14 protein-coding genes are annotated in these 18,029 nt (G+C 67.7%); 5 read left to right on the top strand and 9 right to left on the bottom strand.

All coding sequences use genetic code 11. The annotated features are described in order from the left end of the window. The first annotated feature begins 145 nt into the window (after positions 1 to 145). Together AB0M15_RS34030 and AB0M15_RS34025 are read left to right on the top strand one after the other, a co-directional pair. On the top strand, positions 146 to 1,750 hold the full coding sequence (locus AB0M15_RS34030) for a protein kinase (RefSeq protein WP_363827762.1): 1,605 nt from the start codon (positions 146 to 148) through the stop codon (positions 1,748 to 1,750). Positions 1,751 to 1,888: 138 nt separating this feature from the next. After that, positions 1,889 to 3,079 (top strand): acyl-CoA dehydrogenase family protein, encoded by a 1,191-nt coding sequence (locus AB0M15_RS34025; protein WP_363827759.1) that lies wholly within the window; start codon positions 1,889 to 1,891, stop codon positions 3,077 to 3,079. Here the strand turns inward: AB0M15_RS34025 and AB0M15_RS34020 are convergent. After that, positions 3,067 to 4,050, bottom strand: coding sequence for a winged helix-turn-helix domain-containing protein (locus AB0M15_RS34020; protein WP_363827756.1), 984 nt, complete (start codon positions 4,048 to 4,050; stop codon positions 3,067 to 3,069). The genes AB0M15_RS34025 and AB0M15_RS34020 overlap by 13 nt on opposite strands. A 126-nt stretch (positions 4,051 to 4,176) precedes the next feature. Here AB0M15_RS34020 and AB0M15_RS34015 point away from each other — a divergent pair, with 126 nt between their 5' ends. Continuing rightward, on the top strand, positions 4,177 to 6,957 hold the full coding sequence (locus tag AB0M15_RS34015; protein WP_363827753.1) for a BTAD domain-containing putative transcriptional regulator: 2,781 nt from the start codon (positions 4,177 to 4,179) through the stop codon (positions 6,955 to 6,957). On the opposite strand, the gene AB0M15_RS34010 is transcribed toward AB0M15_RS34015, so the two are convergent. Continuing rightward, on the bottom strand, positions 6,954 to 7,985 hold the full coding sequence (locus tag AB0M15_RS34010) for a helix-turn-helix domain-containing protein (protein WP_363827750.1): 1,032 nt from the start codon (positions 7,983 to 7,985) through the stop codon (positions 6,954 to 6,956). The two genes, AB0M15_RS34015 and AB0M15_RS34010, sit on opposite strands and share 4 nt — an antisense overlap. 220 nt (positions 7,986 to 8,205) lie before the next feature. Continuing rightward, entirely contained in the window at positions 8,206 to 9,312 is a 1,107-nt protein-coding gene (locus AB0M15_RS34005) for a magnesium and cobalt transport protein CorA (protein WP_363827747.1), read from the bottom strand. Between the two features lie 74 nt (positions 9,313 to 9,386). On the opposite strand from AB0M15_RS34005, the gene AB0M15_RS34000 reads away from it, so the two are divergent. Further along, positions 9,387 to 9,905: a general stress protein gene (locus AB0M15_RS34000; protein WP_363827740.1), complete on the top strand. Its 519-nt coding sequence runs from the start codon at positions 9,387 to 9,389 to the stop codon at positions 9,903 to 9,905. On the opposite strand, the gene AB0M15_RS33995 is transcribed toward AB0M15_RS34000, so the two are convergent. Continuing rightward, positions 9,902 to 10,885, bottom strand: coding sequence for a helix-turn-helix domain-containing protein (locus AB0M15_RS33995; protein WP_363827733.1), 984 nt, complete (start codon positions 10,883 to 10,885; stop codon positions 9,902 to 9,904). The genes AB0M15_RS34000 and AB0M15_RS33995 overlap by 4 nt on opposite strands. A 162-nt stretch (positions 10,886 to 11,047) precedes the next feature. Between AB0M15_RS33995 and AB0M15_RS33990 the strand changes: the two genes are divergently transcribed. After that, the gene (locus tag AB0M15_RS33990; RefSeq protein WP_343982806.1) at positions 11,048 to 11,551 is read left to right on the top strand and encodes a MaoC family dehydratase; all 504 of its coding nucleotides are present in this window, start codon (positions 11,048 to 11,050) and stop codon (positions 11,549 to 11,551) included. On the opposite strand, the gene AB0M15_RS33985 is transcribed toward AB0M15_RS33990, so the two are convergent. The 5 genes from AB0M15_RS33985 to AB0M15_RS33965 are packed head-to-tail and all read right to left on the bottom strand — an operon-like array spanning position 11,544 to position 18,024. Then, positions 11,544 to 13,340, bottom strand: coding sequence for a xylan 1,4-beta-xylosidase (locus tag AB0M15_RS33985; protein ID WP_363827722.1), 1,797 nt, complete (start codon positions 13,338 to 13,340; stop codon positions 11,544 to 11,546). The two genes, AB0M15_RS33990 and AB0M15_RS33985, sit on opposite strands and share 8 nt — an antisense overlap. Positions 13,341 to 13,351: 11 nt before the next feature. Continuing rightward, positions 13,352 to 14,944: a glucoamylase family protein gene (locus AB0M15_RS33980; RefSeq protein ID WP_363827715.1), complete on the bottom strand. Its 1,593-nt coding sequence runs from the start codon at positions 14,942 to 14,944 to the stop codon at positions 13,352 to 13,354. A gap of 15 nt (positions 14,945 to 14,959) precedes the next feature. Further along, positions 14,960 to 15,772 (bottom strand): carbohydrate ABC transporter permease, encoded by an 813-nt coding sequence (locus tag AB0M15_RS33975; RefSeq protein ID WP_363827712.1) that lies wholly within the window; start codon positions 15,770 to 15,772, stop codon positions 14,960 to 14,962. Then, positions 15,772 to 16,725, bottom strand: a complete 954-nt coding sequence (locus AB0M15_RS33970; RefSeq protein WP_363827709.1) for a sugar ABC transporter permease — start codon at positions 16,723 to 16,725, stop codon at positions 15,772 to 15,774. Before AB0M15_RS33970 ends, AB0M15_RS33975 begins: the two co-directional genes overlap by 1 nt. A gap of 6 nt (positions 16,726 to 16,731) precedes the next feature. Beyond that, on the bottom strand, positions 16,732 to 18,024 hold the full coding sequence (locus tag AB0M15_RS33965) for a sugar ABC transporter substrate-binding protein (RefSeq protein WP_363827706.1): 1,293 nt from the start codon (positions 18,022 to 18,024) through the stop codon (positions 16,732 to 16,734). Positions 18,025 to 18,029: the final 5 nt, after the last annotated feature.

The following is an 18,029-nucleotide window of genomic DNA, read 5'->3' as shown; positions in this document are numbered from 1 at the left end:
CGCAGGCGTGCCGGGGCAATGCTTTTTGATACTGGTCTAACCGAGCAGCTCAAAGGTTTGCTGAAGTAATTCGCCGTGGACTCGCACCTGATGGACGAGCCGCCTAGGGTAGGGCGGCGATCCGGCTGACTGTGAGGTGTTGGGTGTGAGCGGCGAGGTACTCGCGGGGCGCTATCGATTGCTGGCTCCCCTGGGGCATGGCGGCGCAGGCGAGGTGTGGCGGGGTGAGGACACGGTCCTGGCCCGGCCGGTGGCGGTGAAACTGCTGCGCCGGCTCGAAGGCGACCAGATGGACGCCGTCGAGCGATTCCGCACCGAGGCGCAGGCGGCGGCCCGGCTGACCCATCCGAACGTGGTCGCGACCTTCGACGTCGGTACCGCGAACGGCCAGGTGTTCCTGGTGATGGAACTCGTCGACGGTCCCGACCTGGCGCAGTTGCTGCGCACCAAGGGCCTGCCGTCCGAGCGCTTCGTCGCCGACATCGCCATGCAGGGCGCGCGTGCCTTGGACGCGGCCCATGCGGCCGGGATCGTGCACCGCGACGTCAAGCCGGCCAACTTCCTGCTGGCCCCCGACGGCACCCTCAAAATCACCGATTTCGGCATCGCCCAGGCAAGCGGCGTGGACGGCGCCACCGGCCCGGTCCTGCTCGGTACTGCGGGCTACGTCTCGCCGGAGCAGGTCCGTGGCGAGCGCGCGACGCCTGCGAGCGACTGGTACGCCCTCGGCTGCGTCCTCTACGAACTACTCGAAGGCACCACCCCCTTCGTCGGCGCAGACGTCATGGACGTCATGCACCAACACCTGGACGCCACCCCAGTCCCAGTACGCCGTACCGACACGGTCCCCGGCCTAGCCGACCTCGTCATGCACCTACTAGCCAAAGACCCCTCCGCCCGCCCCTCCTCCACCGCAGCCCTAGCCGCCTACCTAAAGCCGACAGCTCCGCCCCCACCGGCGGACGACAACAGCACCCGAGTGCTCCCACTCCTCCCTGCGGGAGGATCGGTAGCGGAACCGGGAAGCCCAGCGGGCGATCTGGGCGGCGGCGCAGCCGCCGGCGCGGCGTACGGCGTGGCCGGGCCCGCCTCTGGCGGGGTGGCGGGCGGGCAGCTGCCAGCTGCTGCCGGGGTGTTGCCTGCGGGAGCGTTTGATGAGCATCCGGAGCGGGAGGAGCCTAGTAAGCGGCGGGTGACTTTTACTCGGGTGCTGGTTGGGGCTGCTGTGTTGGTGGTTGGTGTGATGATCGCCGCGCTGTTGCGGGAGGGTGTGTCCTCGGATACGCCGGCCGAGGCCGGGGGAGTGCCGTCGGCGACGCCGTCGACCACCGTGAAGGCGGTCGCCAAGCCGAAGGCGACTCCGACGCCTACTCCGACCAAGACGCCCAGCAAGAAGCCGACGCCGAAGGAAACGCCGACCAAGAAGCCTTCGAAGCCGCAGAACAACACCTCAGCGGCACTGCGGACGCTGGCCCAGATGGTCCGCGACCACAAGCAGGAGCACGCCAAGCGGACCGTGCAAGAGGCAGCGAAGGATCTGGAGCAGGCGGCTAAGGCGCTCGACGAGGGCGACACCGAAGAGGCTGTGCAGCAGTACCAGCAGGCCAGGCGGCGGCTGATCGAGGCGCAGCAACAGGGCCGGTGGCAGTCGACGCCACAGATCTCCGGGATGTTCGCCGCGGTCGGCGCGGCGCTGCGGGCGAACGACTCAGGCGACGGCGATACCGGCAACGGCTGGAACCGCAACTGATCCGAGCCTCGTACGTGAGGCAGACGACGGTTGGGGCGTGGTCGGTGTCACAGCGGGTGTCGATCCTGGCGAGCATGCTGGGTGACCCGCGATACTCGCGAGTAGTGTCGACGTGGGCCGACCGAAGGAGCGCCGCTGATGAGCAGGTTGCAGCAGACCGAGGGACTCACCGACATCCAGGAAGAGATCCTGAAGACGGTGCGCGCCTTCGTCGAGTCCGAGATCCTGCCGGTCGCGACCGAGCTGGAGCACAAGGACGAGTACCCGACCCAGATCGTCGAGGGCCTCAAGGAGCTCGGTCTGTTCGGGCTGATGATCCCCGAGGAGTACGGCGGGCTGGGTGAGTCGCTGCTCACCTACGCGCTCTGCGTCGAGGAGATCGCCCGCGGCTGGATGAGCGTGTCCGGCATCATCAACACGCACTTCATCGTCGCGTACATGCTGATCCAGCACGGCACCGACGAGCAGAAGCAGAAGTACCTGCCGAGGATGGCGACCGGCGAGGTCCGCGGCGCGTTCTCGATGTCCGAGCCCGGCTGCGGTTCCGACGTCGCCGCGATCAAGACCAAGGCGGTCAAGGACGGCGAGACCTACACGATCAACGGCCAGAAGATGTGGCTGACCAACGGCGGCAGCGCCAACCTGGTCGCCGTGCTCACCAAGACCGACGAGGGCTCCGATTCGGTCTACAAGAACATGACCACCTTCCTGGTCGAGAAGGAGCCGGGCTTCGGCGAGGTCGACAAGGGCCTGACCGTGCCGGGCAAGATCGAGAAGATGGGCTACAAGGGCGTCGACACGACCGAGCTGATCTTCGACGGGTACCAGATCGCGGCGGAGCAGGTGCTCGGCGGCGTACCGGGCAAGGGTTTCTACCAGATGATGGACGGCGTCGAGGTCGGCCGCGTCAACGTCGCCGCGCGTGGCTGTGGGGTGGCCCGGCGGGCGTTCGAGCTCGGCATCTCCTACGCCCAGCAGCGCGAGACGTTCGGCAAGAAGATCGCCGAGCACCAGGCGGTGCTGTTCCGGCTGGCCGACATGGCGGTCAAGGTCGAGGCCGCGCACGAGTTGATGGTCAAGGCGGCCCGCAAGAAGGACTCCGGGTCGCGCAACGACTTCGAGGCCGGCGTCGCGAAGTACCTGGCCAGCGAGTACTGCTCACAGGTGGTGGAGGACTCGTTCCGGATCCACGGCGGCTACGGGTTCTCGAAGGAGTACGAGATCGAGCGGCTGTACCGGGAGGCGCCGATGCTGCTGATCGGGGAAGGCACGGCCGACATCCAGCGGATGATCATCGGCCGCCGCCTCCTCGAGGACTACAAGCTGTGAATCGGCAGGTCTGAGCCGTCCAGCAACGCCTTGCCGAGTGGAGTCAGGTCGTGCAGTACCGCCTGACCCGCCCGGCGGGTGGTGATCAGTCCGGCCTCGCGCAGGATGCCCGCCTGGCGGCTTGCCCCGGCCAAAGAGATGTCGCAGCGTCGGGCCAGCTCGGTTGTCGTACAGACATCTGAGATGGCCGCTAGTGCCGATGCGCGAGTACTGCCGAGGAGTGCGGCCAGTGGCTCGGTGCGGGACTCCACACTGGTGAGGTGCAGCATCCCTGGGGCTTCCCGGACCGGATAGACGAGCACCGGCGAGAGCTGCGGGTCGCGCAGCTTGGTAGGCGTCCGCCAGCAGAACACTGACGGCTGCAGCCGTAGCCCACGGCCCTCCAGGTGCAGGTCCCGCTCGGCGAAGCCCATGATCTTCAGTACCGGCCGCTCCCACCGCACTGCGGGATGCAGGTTGCTTAGCAGGTCGTCCACCCCGGAGGTGGTCAGCCTGCTCACCTGCTGGTGCAGGTCGCCCCGCACTGATGCACGGATGGAGTCCCAATACGGCGCTATCGCATGCCGGTGATAGATCCGGAGGGACTGTCCCAGCCCGTTGACTGCATCGCGTCGCCCGACTGCCAGGTCCCGGGTCCAGCTCGACCCAGGCCGCCGAACCATCTCCAGCTCCTGGTTCATCCGGCGGGGTGCAGTGGACAGCACCTGCTCGACGGCATCGTCGAAGGAGCCGCCGGCGGGCGGGGGAGTCAGGAAGTCGGGCGAGTAGCCGCGGGGTGGCGTCAGGTGCAGTAGCCGCTCCGCATGCCGCGGGAACTGCCGCCGCGTCCGCTCACGCCAGTAGCCGTACTGGCCCGCGCCGTCACGGCCCTGGAGCTGGTGCAGGCTCAGCAGCACCTCCCAGAGCGGGTCAGGTTCTTCGGCCAGCGTCGTCCGGGTCAGGTCCTGACTGGTGAAGTGGATCCGCAACAATCGAAACGCCCCCTCCTAGGTGCTTCAATCTTGCCGGGAACACCCTGTCAGCAGCCTGTCACGCAAAAGGTGCACCAGCGCCCACTAGCGGTAACCTGCCAGCCTGCGGCTGGGGAGCGGAGGCAGATGAGGCAGCGATCGGGTCCTGAACCGGGGGTCTCCATCCGGTTGCTGGGTACTGTCGGCGTCCAGCTGGACGGGCGGCCGGTGGAGATCGGCGGCGAGCGGGTCCGGGCCCTGCTGGTCGTGCTGGCGCTGGCGGTTGGGGAGCCGTTGCCTACCGGCGTACTGGCCGACCGGATCTGGGGTGACAAGCCACCTGCCAACATCGGGCCGAGCCTGCACACGCTGATGACCAGGCTGCGCCGCAGCGTCGGCGCCGACTTCGTGATCACCGGTCCCACCGGGTACAGCCTGCAGGTCGAACCGGACCAGGTCGACGCCCTCCGCTTCGCCCGGCTACTCCGTACTGCGGCCGAGCACACCGACCCACAACGCGAGTACGCCGGACTGGCCGAAGCCCTGGCCCTGTGGGGTGGCCGGCCGTTCGAGGGAACCCGCTCAGCCTGGCTGGAGGCCATCGAAACGCCCAGGCTCATCGAGCAGCGCCTGGGCGCCATCGAACGCCTCGTCGACCTCCGCCCGTCCGATGCACCGTCCGCCGATCTACTGGTCGAGTTGAGGGAGCTAGCCGCCGAACACCCCCTCCGCGAATCCCTCTGGGCCCGCCTCCTGCGCCTACTCACCGAGACCGGCCGTACTGCGGAAGCATTGGAGCTGTACGAGTCGATTCGCCAGCGCATCGCCGACGAGCTGGGAGTGGACCCCGGAGCCGAGCTGCGCACCATCTACACCGAGCTGCTCACCGGGGAGTCGGACGAGAAGCCACCGGCCCCCAACCAGTTGCCCGCTGACGTGCCTGGCTTCACCGGCCGCAAGCAGGCACTCGCTGCCCTCGACAGCGCGTACTCCGAGCCGAGCAGCGAGTCCGCCCTGACGATCGTGCTCCATGGACCGGGTGGCGCTGGCAAGACCAGCCTGGCCGTTCACTGGAGCTACCAAGTCGCAGGGGACTTCCCCGATGGTGTGCTATTCGCGGACCTCGGCGGGTACGGTCCGGGCGAGCCGGTGGATCCGGCTGTCGCCCTGGGATACCTGCTGCACGGTCTCGGCGTACCGACTGCGAACATCCACCCCGGTGTCGAGAGCCGCAGTGCCCTGCTGCGGTCGACGCTGGCAACCAGACAGGTGTTGCTGGTGCTCGACAACGTGCGTGATGCCGAGCAGGTGCGGCCGTTGCTGCCCGGCTCAGGCGGGACCGTGCTGATCACCTCACGCAGCCGCCTACGAGGCCTCGTTGTCCGAGAGGGCGCCCAGCAGATCGCAGTCGACCAGCTCTCGGGTATCGACGCACGGGCCCTCCTAAGCGAGCGTATCGGCGTACTGGACGCCGATACCGATCTCTTGGACCAGCTGGCCGACCGCTGCAACCATCTGCCCCTGGCACTGGTCATCGCGGCCGAGCAGGTGGCTAGTCGCACCACTGCCGACCTGGAGGAGCTGGTCCAGGAGCTGGAGCACCGCTGGCTCGACGTACTCGACACCGGCGACGACCCGGCGACCGACCTGCGGGCAGTGTTCTCCTGGTCGTACCGGGCTCTAGATCCCGATGCGGCCAGGTTCTTCCGGATGCTCGGTTTGCACCCGGCTCGCCGATTCTCCGCAGCGAGTGCCGCCGCTCTTGCCGGTGTCAGCGAACGGATCGCGATCCGCCTGCTGCGCCGGCTGGTCGACCTTCACCTGCTCGACGAGACCGGCGCCGACCGGTACCAGCTCCACGACCTGCTGCGCGCGTACGCCGGCGAGCAGGTCCGCGAGGTCGACACCGCGGAGGATGCCGACGCTGCCTGGCGCCGGTTGCTGGACTGGGCCATGCACTCGGCCGCGGCGGCCCGCGACGCCAAGGGCGAGCCGAATCGGCTGAGGTACCTCGACGCCCCACTGCCTGGAACCCAGCCGGTCCGGTTCGACGACCGGCCGACCGCCCAGGCCTGGCTGGAACTCGAGCTGCGCTCGCTGATGGCGATCGTCCGCGCGGCGGCCGCCCGCGGGTTCCACGAGCAGGCGGCCAAGCTGGGTCTCCTGCTGTGGGCTCCGCTCGCGGTCCTGGTGAGTGCGACCGAGGCGATCGCGATCCAGCAGATCGCCGCGACATCCGCCGAGTTGGCCGGCGACCAGTTGGTCGAGGCGATGGCACTCAACCAGCTCGGCACCAGCCATGGCGTGGCCGGCGACCTCGATCAGACCGAGGCGCTGCTGCAGCGATCGCTGGAGATCTTCCTGGCGATCGACAGCGCCGCAGGTGAGGCACTGGTCCGTGGCAACCTCGGCTTCCTGTACCAACTCCGCGATGCCCCCGACCTGGCCGTCCAGCACCTCGAACGGGGCTTGGAGCTGAATCGCAGCCAGGGCGAGCCGCATGCGGTCGCCACCCTGCTGATCAACCTTGCGATGACCTATGTCGTGTCCGGCCGGTTCGACCGGGCAGTGGAGCTCGCCACCGAGGCAGCCGAGGTAGGCAGACCGCTGGTCAACCAGCGGTACGTCGCCCACGCGATGGACACCATGGGGCAGGCCTTGACCGGGTTGGGTCGGCATGCCGAGGCCGCCGACCGGTTCGAGACCTCACTGGCCCTGCACCGCCGCGACAACTACTTGGTCGGTGTGGCCAACAGGCTCGCCCGGCTGGCGCTTGCCCGGTACGCCGCCGGGGACGTCGACCGTGGCCGGGTAGCGGCCGCCCAGACCCGTGCACTGATCGCCGAGCACGGCACTGAGCGGCTGCGGGAGGCAGGCAGCGACCTCGACGCCCTACTCGCCGAGCTCGACCGAGTAGAAGAGCCCTAACGCACCAGCGCAGCCGCCGGTACTGCCGTACGCGGCCGCACAGCGCCCGAGCCGTGGCCGGACAGCAGCCAGATCCCCAGCTGGGTGACCTCATGCCGTACGGAGGCGCCCACCCGACGTGTGGTGATCAACCCTGCCTCGCGCAGCACGGTCGCCTGGTGGCTGGCCGCGGCCGGGGAGATCTTGCAGCGGCGGGCGAGCTCGGTCGTCGTACAGCCGGTCACTGTGGCTTCCAGGGCGGCTGCCCGGGTGGAGCCGAGCAGCGAGCCGAGGACGTCCGAGGTGGCGCCCGAATCGAGTGACGACTGGCGCAGGATGCCCGGCGCGTGCTGGATCGGGTAGACCAGGATCGGCTTGAGCTCCGGATCGCGCAGCTTGGTCGGCACCTGCCAGCAGAACGCGGACGGCTGCAGCTCGATGCCACGCCCGTCCAGGTAGAGGTCGCGGTCGTTCATGTCCAGCACCTGCAGCACCGGCGCGACCCAGCGGACCCGCGGGTGCAGCGTCGACAGCAGCCGGTCGACACCGTGCCGGGCCAGCGCCTCGCCGCGGTGCGAGTGGTCGGCGGACACGTGCGTACCGATCGACTTCCAGTACGGCGCGATCGCGGCATCGTGGTACGACCGGATGGCCCGGCCCAGCTTGTGCAGCGAACTGCGGTCGCCCTGGGCCAGCTCACGGGTCCACGGCGAGACCGGCCGGTACTTGCTCAGCAGCTCCAACTGGCTGCGCAGCTCCACCTTCGGGGTCGACAGCATCAGGTCCAGCCCGGTCTCGAAGTCCGGTGCGGACTCGGCCGGGGTGAGGAAGTCGGGTGAGTAGCCCTTGGCCGGGGTCAGCTCGAGCAGCAGCCGCATCTGGTCCGGGGTCACTCTGGTCCGGATCGAGCGGCGCCAGTCCTCGAAGATCAGCCGGCCCTCGGAGTGCTGCAGCATGTGCAAGCTGAGCAGGATCTCCCACAACGGCGCGGGCTTGGTCGATACCGTCGTCCGGGCAAGATCGCGCGGCGTGAAATGTATGCGGAGCATGGGGCCCTCCCTGATCCTGAGCATCACGACATCCCCCAGATGCCGTCGGTCGCAGAATGTGGCGGATCGCTGACCGAAAGCGACGCGTCGATTGAATCAGGCGGATGGGGCCAACAACAACCGGATCTGTCTCACTCCGCCGGGGCACTGGCGGCCATGGCACGAGGTTGCCAACTCACCGTGCAATGTCTACAAGCGGTGATTGGGTGACCACGAGGTGTCAGAGCCAGCGATTGCGCTTGAACAGCAGGTAGAGCACCGTGCAGGCGACGGCCATCAGCCCGAGGGCGCCGTAGTACCCGTAGTGCCAGCCCAGCTCGGGCATGTTGTCGAAGTTCATCCCGTAGACGCCGGCGACCAGCGTCGGCACCGCGATGATCGCGACCCAGGCCGAGATCCGCCGCATGTCGTCGTTCTCCGACACCTGCACCTGGGCCAGCCCGGCCTGCAGGATCGAGCTGAGCAGCTCGTCGAAGGAGATGACCTGCTCCTTCACCCGCAACAGGTGGTCGTCGACGTCGCGGAAGTAGTTCCGGATGTCGTCGCCGATGATCGGGTGCGGCAGCGTCGACAGCAACCGCATCGGGCCGGTCAGCGGGGCCACTGCCCGCTTCAGCTCCAGTACCTCGCGCTTGAGCTGGTAGACCCGGTCGATGTTGCGCCAGCCGCGCGGACTGAACATCTCGATCTCGATCAGGTCGATATCGGCCTGTACCGCGTCCGCCACCGCCAGATAGGTGTCCACCACGTGGTCGGTGATCGCATGCAGAACAGCACCCGGTCCGGCGGCCAACCGCTCGGGCGCCTTCTCCAGCTCCTGCCGCAGCCCGGTCAGCTCGCCGTGGTCCCCGTGCCGCACGGTGATCACGAAGCCGGGACCGCAGAACACCATCACCTCACCGGACTCCACCACCTCACTGGTGGCCGTCAGGTCGCCATGCGGGACGTACCGGACCGTCTTCAGTACTGCGAAGAGGGTGTCGCCATACCGCTCCAGCTTGGGGCGCTGGTGTGCCTCGGTGGCGTCCTCCAGGGCCAGCTTGTGCAGGCCGAACTGGTTGCCGACAACGGCCAGTTGGTGCTCGTTCGGCTCGAACAGGCCGATCCAGACGAAGCCGTCGCCGCGCCTGGCCCGGGTGAGCGCGTCGACATAGGACCCGGTCCTGGTGTCGCGACGGCCGTCGCGGTAGTAGGCCCAGTCGACCAGGGCGCCGTCCAGCTTGCCGCTGCCGACCAGATCGAGGGGTGCGTCAGTGCCCGGGGGACGTCGCGCGAAGACGCGTCCTACCCGGCGTGTCGCGCCCATGTCCCACTTCCGCCCGGCCATCGAGGCGAGGCTATCAATGTGCCGTCACCAGTCGTCGGCAATGATGGTGTTGGACGCAAGCGAGAGGAACGACGATGACCACGCAGGGCATGGGTTCGATAGACCCCCGGCCGACCGGCCTGACGATCGGGACCTACGACACCTACCGGGAGGCACAGCGAGCGGTCGACTACCTCTCGGACGAGAAGTTCCCGGTCGAGCACACCACCATCGTCGGCAACAACCTGCGCCAGGTGGAGAAGATCACCGGCCGGCTGACCTGGGGCCGGGCACTCACCGCCGGCCTGGCCAGCGGCGCCTGGTTCGGCCTGTTCGTCGGTGTGCTGCTCGGTCTGTTCACCAACGGCAACGGTGGCTGGCTGGCCGCGCTGATCACCGGGGTGGTGCTCGGTGCGATCTTCGGGATGACGTTCGGCGCGATCGGCTACGCGCAGTCCGCCGGACGCCGTGACTTCACCTCGCGGACCGCGGTGGTGGCGACGACGTACGACGTACTGTGCGACTTCAAGTTCGCTGAAGAGGCCCGCAACCACCTGGCCAAGCTGGCGCTCAAGGGTGAGGTGGCTCCCCGCCTGCCGGAGCAGACCAACTAGTAGGGAGTGGTCCCGTCCAGCAGTGCGATGCCGAGGGTGGTCGCCTGGTGGATCACCGACTTTCCCTGGCGCCGGGACTGGATCAGGCCGGCGTCTCGTAGTACGGCGGTCTGGTGGCTGGCCGTCGCGAGGGTGATGTTGCAGGAGCGGGCCAACTGGGTCGTGGTCGCACCCTCGATGGTCAGCGCCAGCACTACTGCGCGGGTCTTGCCCACCAGGGCGGACAGCCGCTCATCGCCGTCGGCGTCCGCCTTGCCCTGCTGCAGCAGACCACCGGCGTGCTGGATGGGGAAGACGAGTACCGGCGGCAGGTCGGCGTCCAGGAGCTTCGTGGGGTCTCGCCAGCAGAAGTACGACGGCTGCAGCCGCAGGCCCCGGCCGTTGAGTTGCAGCTCCTCGTCGGCGAAGGCGGCGATCTCCAGCGTCTCGCCGCGCCAGCGTGCCTCCGGGTGGATCGCCTCGAGCATCGACGCCACACCAGCGGTCGTCAGCTGCCTCATCCGCCGCCGGTTGTCCAGTTGCACGGCCGACCGCAGCGACGACCAGTACGGTGCCAAGGCTTCGCGGTGGTAGACGCGTACTGAGTGGCCCAGTCGGTGCAGGGTCTCCGGCCGGGCCTCGGCGAGCTGGCGCACCCAGTTGGCCGCAGTACGGCGGGTGGACAGCCGGGACAGGTCGCTGCGCAGTTGGCGGCGCGGTACGGACAGCATCAGTTCGAGGGCGTGGTCGAGCCCGCTCGACTGGGCTGACGGCGTCAGGAAGTCGGGGGAGTAGCCGACCGGCGGAGCAAGGGCGGCCAGCGGGCCCACTGTCTCCCGCGGCAGCGTCCGGCGCATCCGCTGCCGCCAGGTGCCGTAGGCCACGGGGTCGTCGTCCACCTGCAGCATGTGCAGGCTCAGCAGTACCTCCCAGAGCGGGTCCGGCTCGGCGGCGAGCGTAGTACGGGCAAGGTCGTCGGCCGTGAAGTGGATCCGCAGCATGAGCACAGAAAAACATCTGTCGCTTACCGATGGCTCACCGCGTGACGGATCTCTCGCTCTCCGCAACCCTACTGAGAGGTAGGCCACGCGGCGCGGTACTGCCGTTAACCCCAGGTTTTGGGCAGCATGGGGCTCGGGACGGGGTCACTGGAAGGAGCAGGGATGCAGTTCGGTCGCAGTTACGAGGAGTTCGAGGTCGGTGCGGTCTACAAGCACTGGCCCGGTAAGACGGTCACCGAGTCCGACGACCACCTGTTCTGCCTGCTCACGATGAACCACCACCCGCTGCACCTGGACGCCAACTACGCCGAGCAGACCACCCAGTTCGGCAAGAACGTTGTGGTTGGCAACTACATCTACTCGATCCTGCTCGGTATGTCGGTGCCGGACGTGAGCGGCAAGGCGATCGCCAACCTGGAGATCGAGTCCCTCCGGCACGTCGCCCCGACCTTCCACGGCGACACCATCTACGGCGAGACCGTCGTACTGGACAAGTGGGAGTCCACCTCCAAGGATGACCGAGGCATAGTCCAGGTCCAGACCAAGGGCTACAAACAAGACGGCACCGTCGTCTGCCTCTTCACCCGCAAGGTGATGGTCCCCAAGAACTCCTACCTGGAGGCCCGCGGCGGCGAGCAACCAGGCAGGCCCACCCCGCTCAGCTAGGGCGCAGCTCGACCAGTACCGCGGACGGCATCTCGAGAGTGATAGTGAGGTCCTCGCCGGTACGTTCCAGCGCCACCGTCTGGAGTTGACTGCGCTCGGCGAGCCGGCCCCATTGCTCGTCCGTCGGCCACTCGCCGACTCCGAGCGCAGCCGCCTCCGCCACCAGGTCCCCTGACCTTGAATTCAGCCAGGTGGCGGTGGCCACCCAAGTCGGATCCACTCCCGCGAAGGACAGCGTGATCTCGCGGGTCAGGTCTGGCGCACCGTCCGCCTTCGACTGATCGAGGGTCAGGTTCCACAGGAGCACGGCGATGCGGTCACGGTCTCGGGACGCCCAGGCCTCCACCAGGCTGCCGCCGCCGTCGCCCTCGAGGGTCAGCGGTAGTTCGACCGGGCCGAGGCGGCTCAGCAGCGACATCGCGTGGAAGCGCGGTTTCGCCAGGCCGCCGACGGTCTGCAGGCCGAAGCCGCCGTGCAGCAACCGCGGCGGCCGCCCGAGTTCCTCGAAGTGGTCCGACGCGACCCAGTAGGACAGCGCATCGATCCGCCCGGCCGCCGACCGCATCCCACGCAGCAGGAAGACCCCGGAGAAGATCGAGTCGTTGATCGGGTTGAAGTGCCGTGGTGTCACGCCCCACTCGGTCCACAGGATCCGCGCCTCGCTGAAGCCGTGCCGATCCAGCGACGCCTGGACATCGAGCGGCGGGCTGCCGTAGGTATGCGTCGTCACGAAGTCGACCGGCGTTCCCTGAGCAGCCGCATGCGCGAGCAGGTCGTCGACCCACCCGGCCGCCGCCGAGGACGGACCGCCGACGGCCAGCCGCTCGTCGACGGACTTCACCGCGGCCGCGCTCACGTCGTACAGGTGCATCCATTCGGCCTTGGTGCCGGACCAGAAGACCTCGAGGTTCGCCTCGTTCCACACCTCGAAGTCCCAGCGCAGTACCTCCTCCAGCCCGTACCGCTCCACGAGATGCCCGACCAGCGCCCGCACCAGGTCGTACCACTGCTCGTACGACGCCGGTGGCGAGATGATCGCGCCGTACTCGAAGACTGTCCGCGCCGGATCCGACGCGAGCTCCCGCGGCATGAACCCGAGCTCCACCACCGGCCGCAGCCCGATCCCCAGCAGCTTGTCGTAGATCGCGTCCACGACGCTGAAGTCGTAGCCCTCGGCACCGAAGACATGGGTGTCGTCGTGGAAGATCGCATGCGCCCGCACGGTCCGCACCCCGAGCTCGTCGTGCATCCGGCGCAACGCGTCTTCGAGCTCACCGCCGATCTCCCGACCACCGGTGAGGTCCTTGCAGAGCAACTGGCTGAGCCGCTCACTCCCGATCATCGGCACCCACGGCCGCTGCAATTCGGTGCCTTCGGCAACGGCATCGACGATCAACGCGACGCCAGGCACCTTGCCGTCCGCGACCAATGGAGTAGCCGCCACCGAAGGACCCGGCCGGCCGTGCACAGTCACCTCCGGCACACTCGCCACCGCGTACCTGTACGCCGTACCAGCTGTGCAGGTCGTATCGACGTACGGCGGCGACGGCACCGACAAGATGTCACCGCTGTGATGGTCGACCGGCGCGAGCTCCTCCGAATCGGTCCCGCGCAGGATCACGTACCCGACCGCGCCCGGCACCGTCGACCAGTCCACCGTCACCTGCCCGACCCCGCCGACCGCCGTCACCGACGCCGGCGGCTCCAGGTCCGGCAGGTTCACCCGATCGCTTTCGTCGCTGCGGATCGCGATCCGCGAGTCCCAATCAGCCTTCGCATCGCTCTGCATGCCGCTCCCCGTCACTCGATACCGGACCCGAACCGCTCCATCGAGATCAACGGCCGGATCCCTCGTTCGGCCCGCCGGTCGGCGAAGTTCCGCCGGATCAGGTCGTTGCCGAAGACGTTGCCGATGGCACCCATCACCATCGCCTGGTCGAGTGCCAGGTACCGCTTGGCGATCAGCCCCGACTTCACCGCCACCGAGTCGTAGAACCCGCCCGTACCGTAGGCATGCAGGTTCCGCTCGATCTTGCTCAGGTTCTCGATCGCCTGCCGCGGCGCGTACGACATCGCCAGGAACGCCGCATGCGGGGTGACCACGCCGTCGCCGTACGTCGGATTCGGGTTGACGCCCGCGCGACAGTCCCCGAACCCGCTGTCGAAGTTGGTGCCCTCCAGGTCCGACGGGTAGCCGCCCGGATCCATCCCGATCGGCTCGACACCGTAGACCGAGTAGCCGCCCTTCGGGTTCGACGCGGGGGAGAAGCCCCAGTACCCGTACTTCGCCTCGTCCAGCCCGTGCTCGATCTGCGCCCGGACGGTCAGCGGATGGTTGATCCCCCAACTGCGCGGCGCCCAGGTCGCCTCCGGCACGAACAGGTCAGGCATCAGCGACTCGAACATGTCGCCGCCCCAGGACGGCACGAGCCGGAACCCGCGATAGGAGTAGGTGCCCTCGAAGACGTCGAGCCCGAGGTACGTCCGGTGTACGCCGACCGGCTGCTGCTCCACCCACGACCAGTCGCAGGTCTCCGGGAAGGTCCGGTACGTCGCGAAGTACTGGGTGTGCGGCACCTGGCCGAGCACGAATCCGACGTAGCCCGCGATCCGGGCCTCGGTGTTCAGGGTGTCGTAGTGGAACTTGCGGTAGTACACGTCCGGACCGGTACCGGCGTGGTTGCCCTTGTCGGTTTCCTCGTCCGGTGGCGGCGTCTCGAAGAAGCCGCCGCGCATCAGTCCGCCCGGGCGAGCAGCGGGGTTGTAGTAATAGGCGAAGTTCATCTTGTTGAGCAGCGAGTCCGCGAGCGCCCGGGCGCGCGGCTCGGCGTTGCGGACCACCATCAGCGCGCAGGCGAACCAGCCGTTGTCGACGCTCGACACGAACGGCGTGATCGGCTTGGTGCCGTCCGGGTCGACATAGCGGACCTCGCCGGTCGATTCGTCGTACCAGTTGAAGAACATCCCACTGGGCTCGTGATGGTCGACGTTCTTCATCGTGGTGAGCGTCTGGGTGATCCGGCGCAGCGACTCCTGCGGCGAGATGATGCCGAGGTGGCGGGCGACGACGACGCTCCACAGGTAGCCGCCGATGTTGGTCGGTGACGTGTACTTGCTGCGGACCGGGCTCGTCACCGAGTCGCCGATGTTGTCCGCGGGCAGGCCGGTGTGTTCGTCGGTCATCGCGACCAGGCTGCGCCAGGTGTCCCTGGCCCAGCGGCCGACGAGGGCACGGTCCTGGCGACTTGGCTGCCAGTTGCCGCGGAGGAGTTTGCCGGGGTCGGCGGGCGCCTGTGTACCGGCGTACGAGCTGGTTTGTAAGCCGGTGGATCCGGCGATGGCGGCGGTGGTCGTGGCTGCTAGCAACGTGCGTCGGGTGAGATTGGCGGTCATCCGAGCCTCCATTGGTTATTTGATGCCGGTGATGGCGATGCCCTTGGTGACGTGGCGCTGGAAGGCCAGGAAGATCACCAGTACGGGGAGTACGACGACGACCGCGCCGGCCATCAGCAGGCCGAAGTTCTGCGCGTTCTGTCCGGTCGAGTACAGCGCCAGGGCGACGGGCAGGGTGTACTTGTCCTCGGTCTGGGCCACCACGAGCGGCCAGAGGAAGTTGTTCCAGGAACCGAGGAAGGTGAGGATCCCGAGGGTGGCCAGGGCGGGCCTGGTCAACGGGAGCATGATCCGGGCGAAGATGCCGAGCTCGCTGCTGCCGTCCACCCGGCCGGCGTCCATCAGGTCGTCGGGCAGGCCCTGGAAGAACTGCCGCATCAGGAACACGCCGAACGGCGAGACCAGGAACGGCAGGATCAGGCCGGGGTAGCTGTTGGCCAGCCCGGCGTTGGTGACCAGCACGAACAGCGGTACGAACGTGACCACGCCAGGGATCATCAACGTGCCCAGGACGACCACGAACAGCGCGTTGCGGCCGTGGAAGTTCAGCTTCGCCAGGGCGTAGCCGACCATCGAGCAGAACAGCAGGTTGCCGGCCGTCACGGCGAGCGCGACGATCGTGGAGTTGAGGAAGTACCGGGGGAAGTTCGCCTTGCTGAACAGGTCGTCGTAGTTCTGCGTGGTCGGTGCCTCGGGCAACCAGGTCGGCGGAACCCGGAGCAACTCGCCCTGGGTCTTGAAGCTGCCGAGCAGCATCCAGAGGAACGGCGCGACCACCGCGATCAGTCCGAGGACCGCGATCAGGTAGATCCACCAGGTGCGTCGCATCACTTCTCCCTCAGCAGCCGGAACTGGATGAAGGTGACCACCGCGATGACGACGAACAGGATGTAGCTCATCGCCGTCGCGACGCCGTAGTTGCCGAAGCCGAACTGCTGGTAGGTGTACATCGACACACTCACGGTGCTGTTGAGCGGCCCGCCCTGGGTCATCACGAACGGCTCCTCGAAGAACTGCAGGTAGCCGATCCCGGTCGTCACGCTGGTGAACAGGATCGTCGGCCTGAGCAACGGCACGATCAGGTAGCGGAACCGTTGCCAGGAGCCCGCACCGTCGAGCTGGCCGGCCTCCTCGACGGTGGCCGGGATGCCTTGCAGGCCGGCCAGGAAGATGATCATCGCCGAGCCGAAGTTGCGCCAGACGGCCATCATGATCAGCGACGGCATCGCCCAGGTCTTCGACGCGAGCCAGTTCGGCCCGTCGATCCCGACCCAGGACAGCACGGTGTTGAGCAGCCCCGACTCCGGCGCCAGCACGAACCGCCAGATCACGGCGATTGCGACGATCGAGGTGATCACCGGCAGGTAGTACGCGACCTTGAACAGACTCTGGAACCGCTTGACGCCCCGATCCAGCAACACGGCCGCCGCCAGCGCGAGCGCCAGCGTCAACGGCACGCCTACCAACACGAAGTACGCCGTATTGAGCGCAGCCTTCCGAAACGTCTCGTCCTGCAAGGCCTTCACATAGTTGCTGAACCCGACCCCGTTCACCGCGAACGGCGTCCGCAGATCCCGCTGCTTCAGATCGGTGAAACTCATCCCCAGCGACCCGAGCACAGGCCCGGCGGTGAACGCGAGGAACAGGACGACGAACGGCAGCGTCAGGATCCACGCAGCTGCGGTCTGTCTTCCCCGCGCTCCGGACCGGCGGTAACGAACCGCCGGGCCGGAGTTCTTGCTTCGAGGTACTTCAGGAGCTTGCAGCGTTGCTGAACTCATCGTCGGTCAGCTACCGGTGCCGATCGACGCGGCCTTGGTCTGGATCGCCTTCGCGGTGTCGGCGGGGGACTGGCCGGACTTGGCCATCTTCTCCACCTCGGCGTCGAACGCGGTGGCGACCTGCTCCCAGTTCACGATCGCCGGCGGCGCCTTGGCGTCCTCGAGCTGCTTGCCGAACACCGGCAGCAACGGATCATTGGCGATGCTGGGGTCCTCCCACGCGCTCTTCACGGCCGGAAGGTCCGTCGACAGCTTGAACCACTGCGCCTGCGTCTTCGCATCCGACAGCCACTTGACCAGCTTCCAGGCGCTGTCCTTGTTCTTGCTGTTCTTGAAGACGACGAAGTTGCTGCCCCCGACGAACGACGTCGCGGTCTTGTTCTTCGGCAGCTGGAAGACGCCGATGTTCGGCTTGATCTTCTCGCCACCGAGCTTGGCCACCGACCCGGCCATCCACGGCCCGGAGATGAACATCGGCACCTCACCGCTGACGAACTGCGCCTCGGTCTGGTTCGGCGGCAGATCGGTCCCGGCCAGCTTGTCGGTGAAGAAGCTCTGGTAGTACTTCAGCCCCTCCTGCATCTGCGGGGTGTCGAAGGTGAACTCCTTCTGATCGTCCCCGGTGATCGCGGCACCCGCCGACCACGCGAACGGCATCACGGTCTGCCAGGACCCGGTACCACCAGGCTGCAGGTTGATCCCGTACTTCGCGCCCGCCTTCTCCTTCATCGCCTTGGCCATCGCCTTGAGCCCGTCCCAGTCGGTCGGGGGAGTGGTGATGCCGGCCTTCGCGGCGAGATCCTTGCGGTAGTAGACCAGCCGCGTCTCGACGTACCAGGGCACGCCGTAGCTGGTGTCGCCGACCTTCGTCGTCTCGTTGGCGCCCTCGAAGAAGCCACTCGTGTCGATGCTGCCCGGCGTCGGGTCGAGCGCGTCGAGGTCGGCGAACTCACCCATCCAGGTGGTACCGACCATCGCGGCGTCCGGCACCGTCTGCGCGGTGATCGCGGTGGTGAACTTGCTGTGCGCGGCATCCCACGGGATCGGCGTGACCTTCACCTTGACGCCCGGGTTGGCCTGTTCGAAGGCGGCGGTCAGCTTGGGCAGGTTCTCACCCTCGGTGCCCATCGCCCACACGGTCAGGTCTCCGGTGGCCGGCCCGTCGCCGATGCTGGTAGTTGCCTTGGGCGCCGAATCGCCGCCGTCCGCGGAGCGACCACAGCCGGTCAGTGCCAGCGCGGTCGCGGTCAGTGCCGCACCGCCGATCACCAGTCGGCGGCGGGTGGTGTGGGTGAACATCAGTT

This window comes from Kribbella sp. NPDC051718 (assembly GCF_040681515.1).
Taxonomy (GTDB): Bacteria; Actinomycetota; Actinomycetes; order Propionibacteriales; family Kribbellaceae; genus Kribbella.
This window is presented reverse-complemented; position numbering and strand designations above follow the sequence as displayed.

Bases quoted from the DNA above. Each gene is read 5' to 3' on its own strand.
- AB0M15_RS34025 (WP_363827759.1), top strand. From the start codon at position 1,889: ATGAGCAGGTTGCAGCAGACCGAGGGACTCACCGACATCCAGGAAGAG.
- AB0M15_RS34015 (WP_363827753.1), top strand. From the start codon at position 4,177: ATGAGGCAGCGATCGGGTCCTGAACCGGGGGTCTCCATCCGGTTGCTG.
- AB0M15_RS34010 (WP_363827750.1), bottom strand. From the start codon at position 7,985: ATGCTCCGCATACATTTCACGCCGCGCGATCTTGCCCGGACGACGGTA.
- AB0M15_RS34005 (WP_363827747.1), bottom strand. From the start codon at position 9,312: ATGGCCGGGCGGAAGTGGGACATGGGCGCGACACGCCGGGTAGGACGC.
- AB0M15_RS34000 (WP_363827740.1), top strand. From the start codon at position 9,387: ATGACCACGCAGGGCATGGGTTCGATAGACCCCCGGCCGACCGGCCTG.
- AB0M15_RS33995 (WP_363827733.1), bottom strand. From the start codon at position 10,885: ATGCTGCGGATCCACTTCACGGCCGACGACCTTGCCCGTACTACGCTC.
- AB0M15_RS33990 (WP_343982806.1), top strand. From the start codon at position 11,048: ATGCAGTTCGGTCGCAGTTACGAGGAGTTCGAGGTCGGTGCGGTCTAC.
- AB0M15_RS33985 (WP_363827722.1), bottom strand. From the start codon at position 13,340: ATGCAGAGCGATGCGAAGGCTGATTGGGACTCGCGGATCGCGATCCGC.
- AB0M15_RS33980 (WP_363827715.1), bottom strand. From the start codon at position 14,944: ATGACCGCCAATCTCACCCGACGCACGTTGCTAGCAGCCACGACCACC.
- AB0M15_RS33975 (WP_363827712.1), bottom strand. From the start codon at position 15,772: ATGCGACGCACCTGGTGGATCTACCTGATCGCGGTCCTCGGACTGATC.
- AB0M15_RS33970 (WP_363827709.1), bottom strand. From the start codon at position 16,725: ATGAGTTCAGCAACGCTGCAAGCTCCTGAAGTACCTCGAAGCAAGAAC.
- AB0M15_RS33965 (WP_363827706.1), bottom strand. From the start codon at position 18,024: ATGTTCACCCACACCACCCGCCGCCGACTGGTGATCGGCGGTGCGGCA.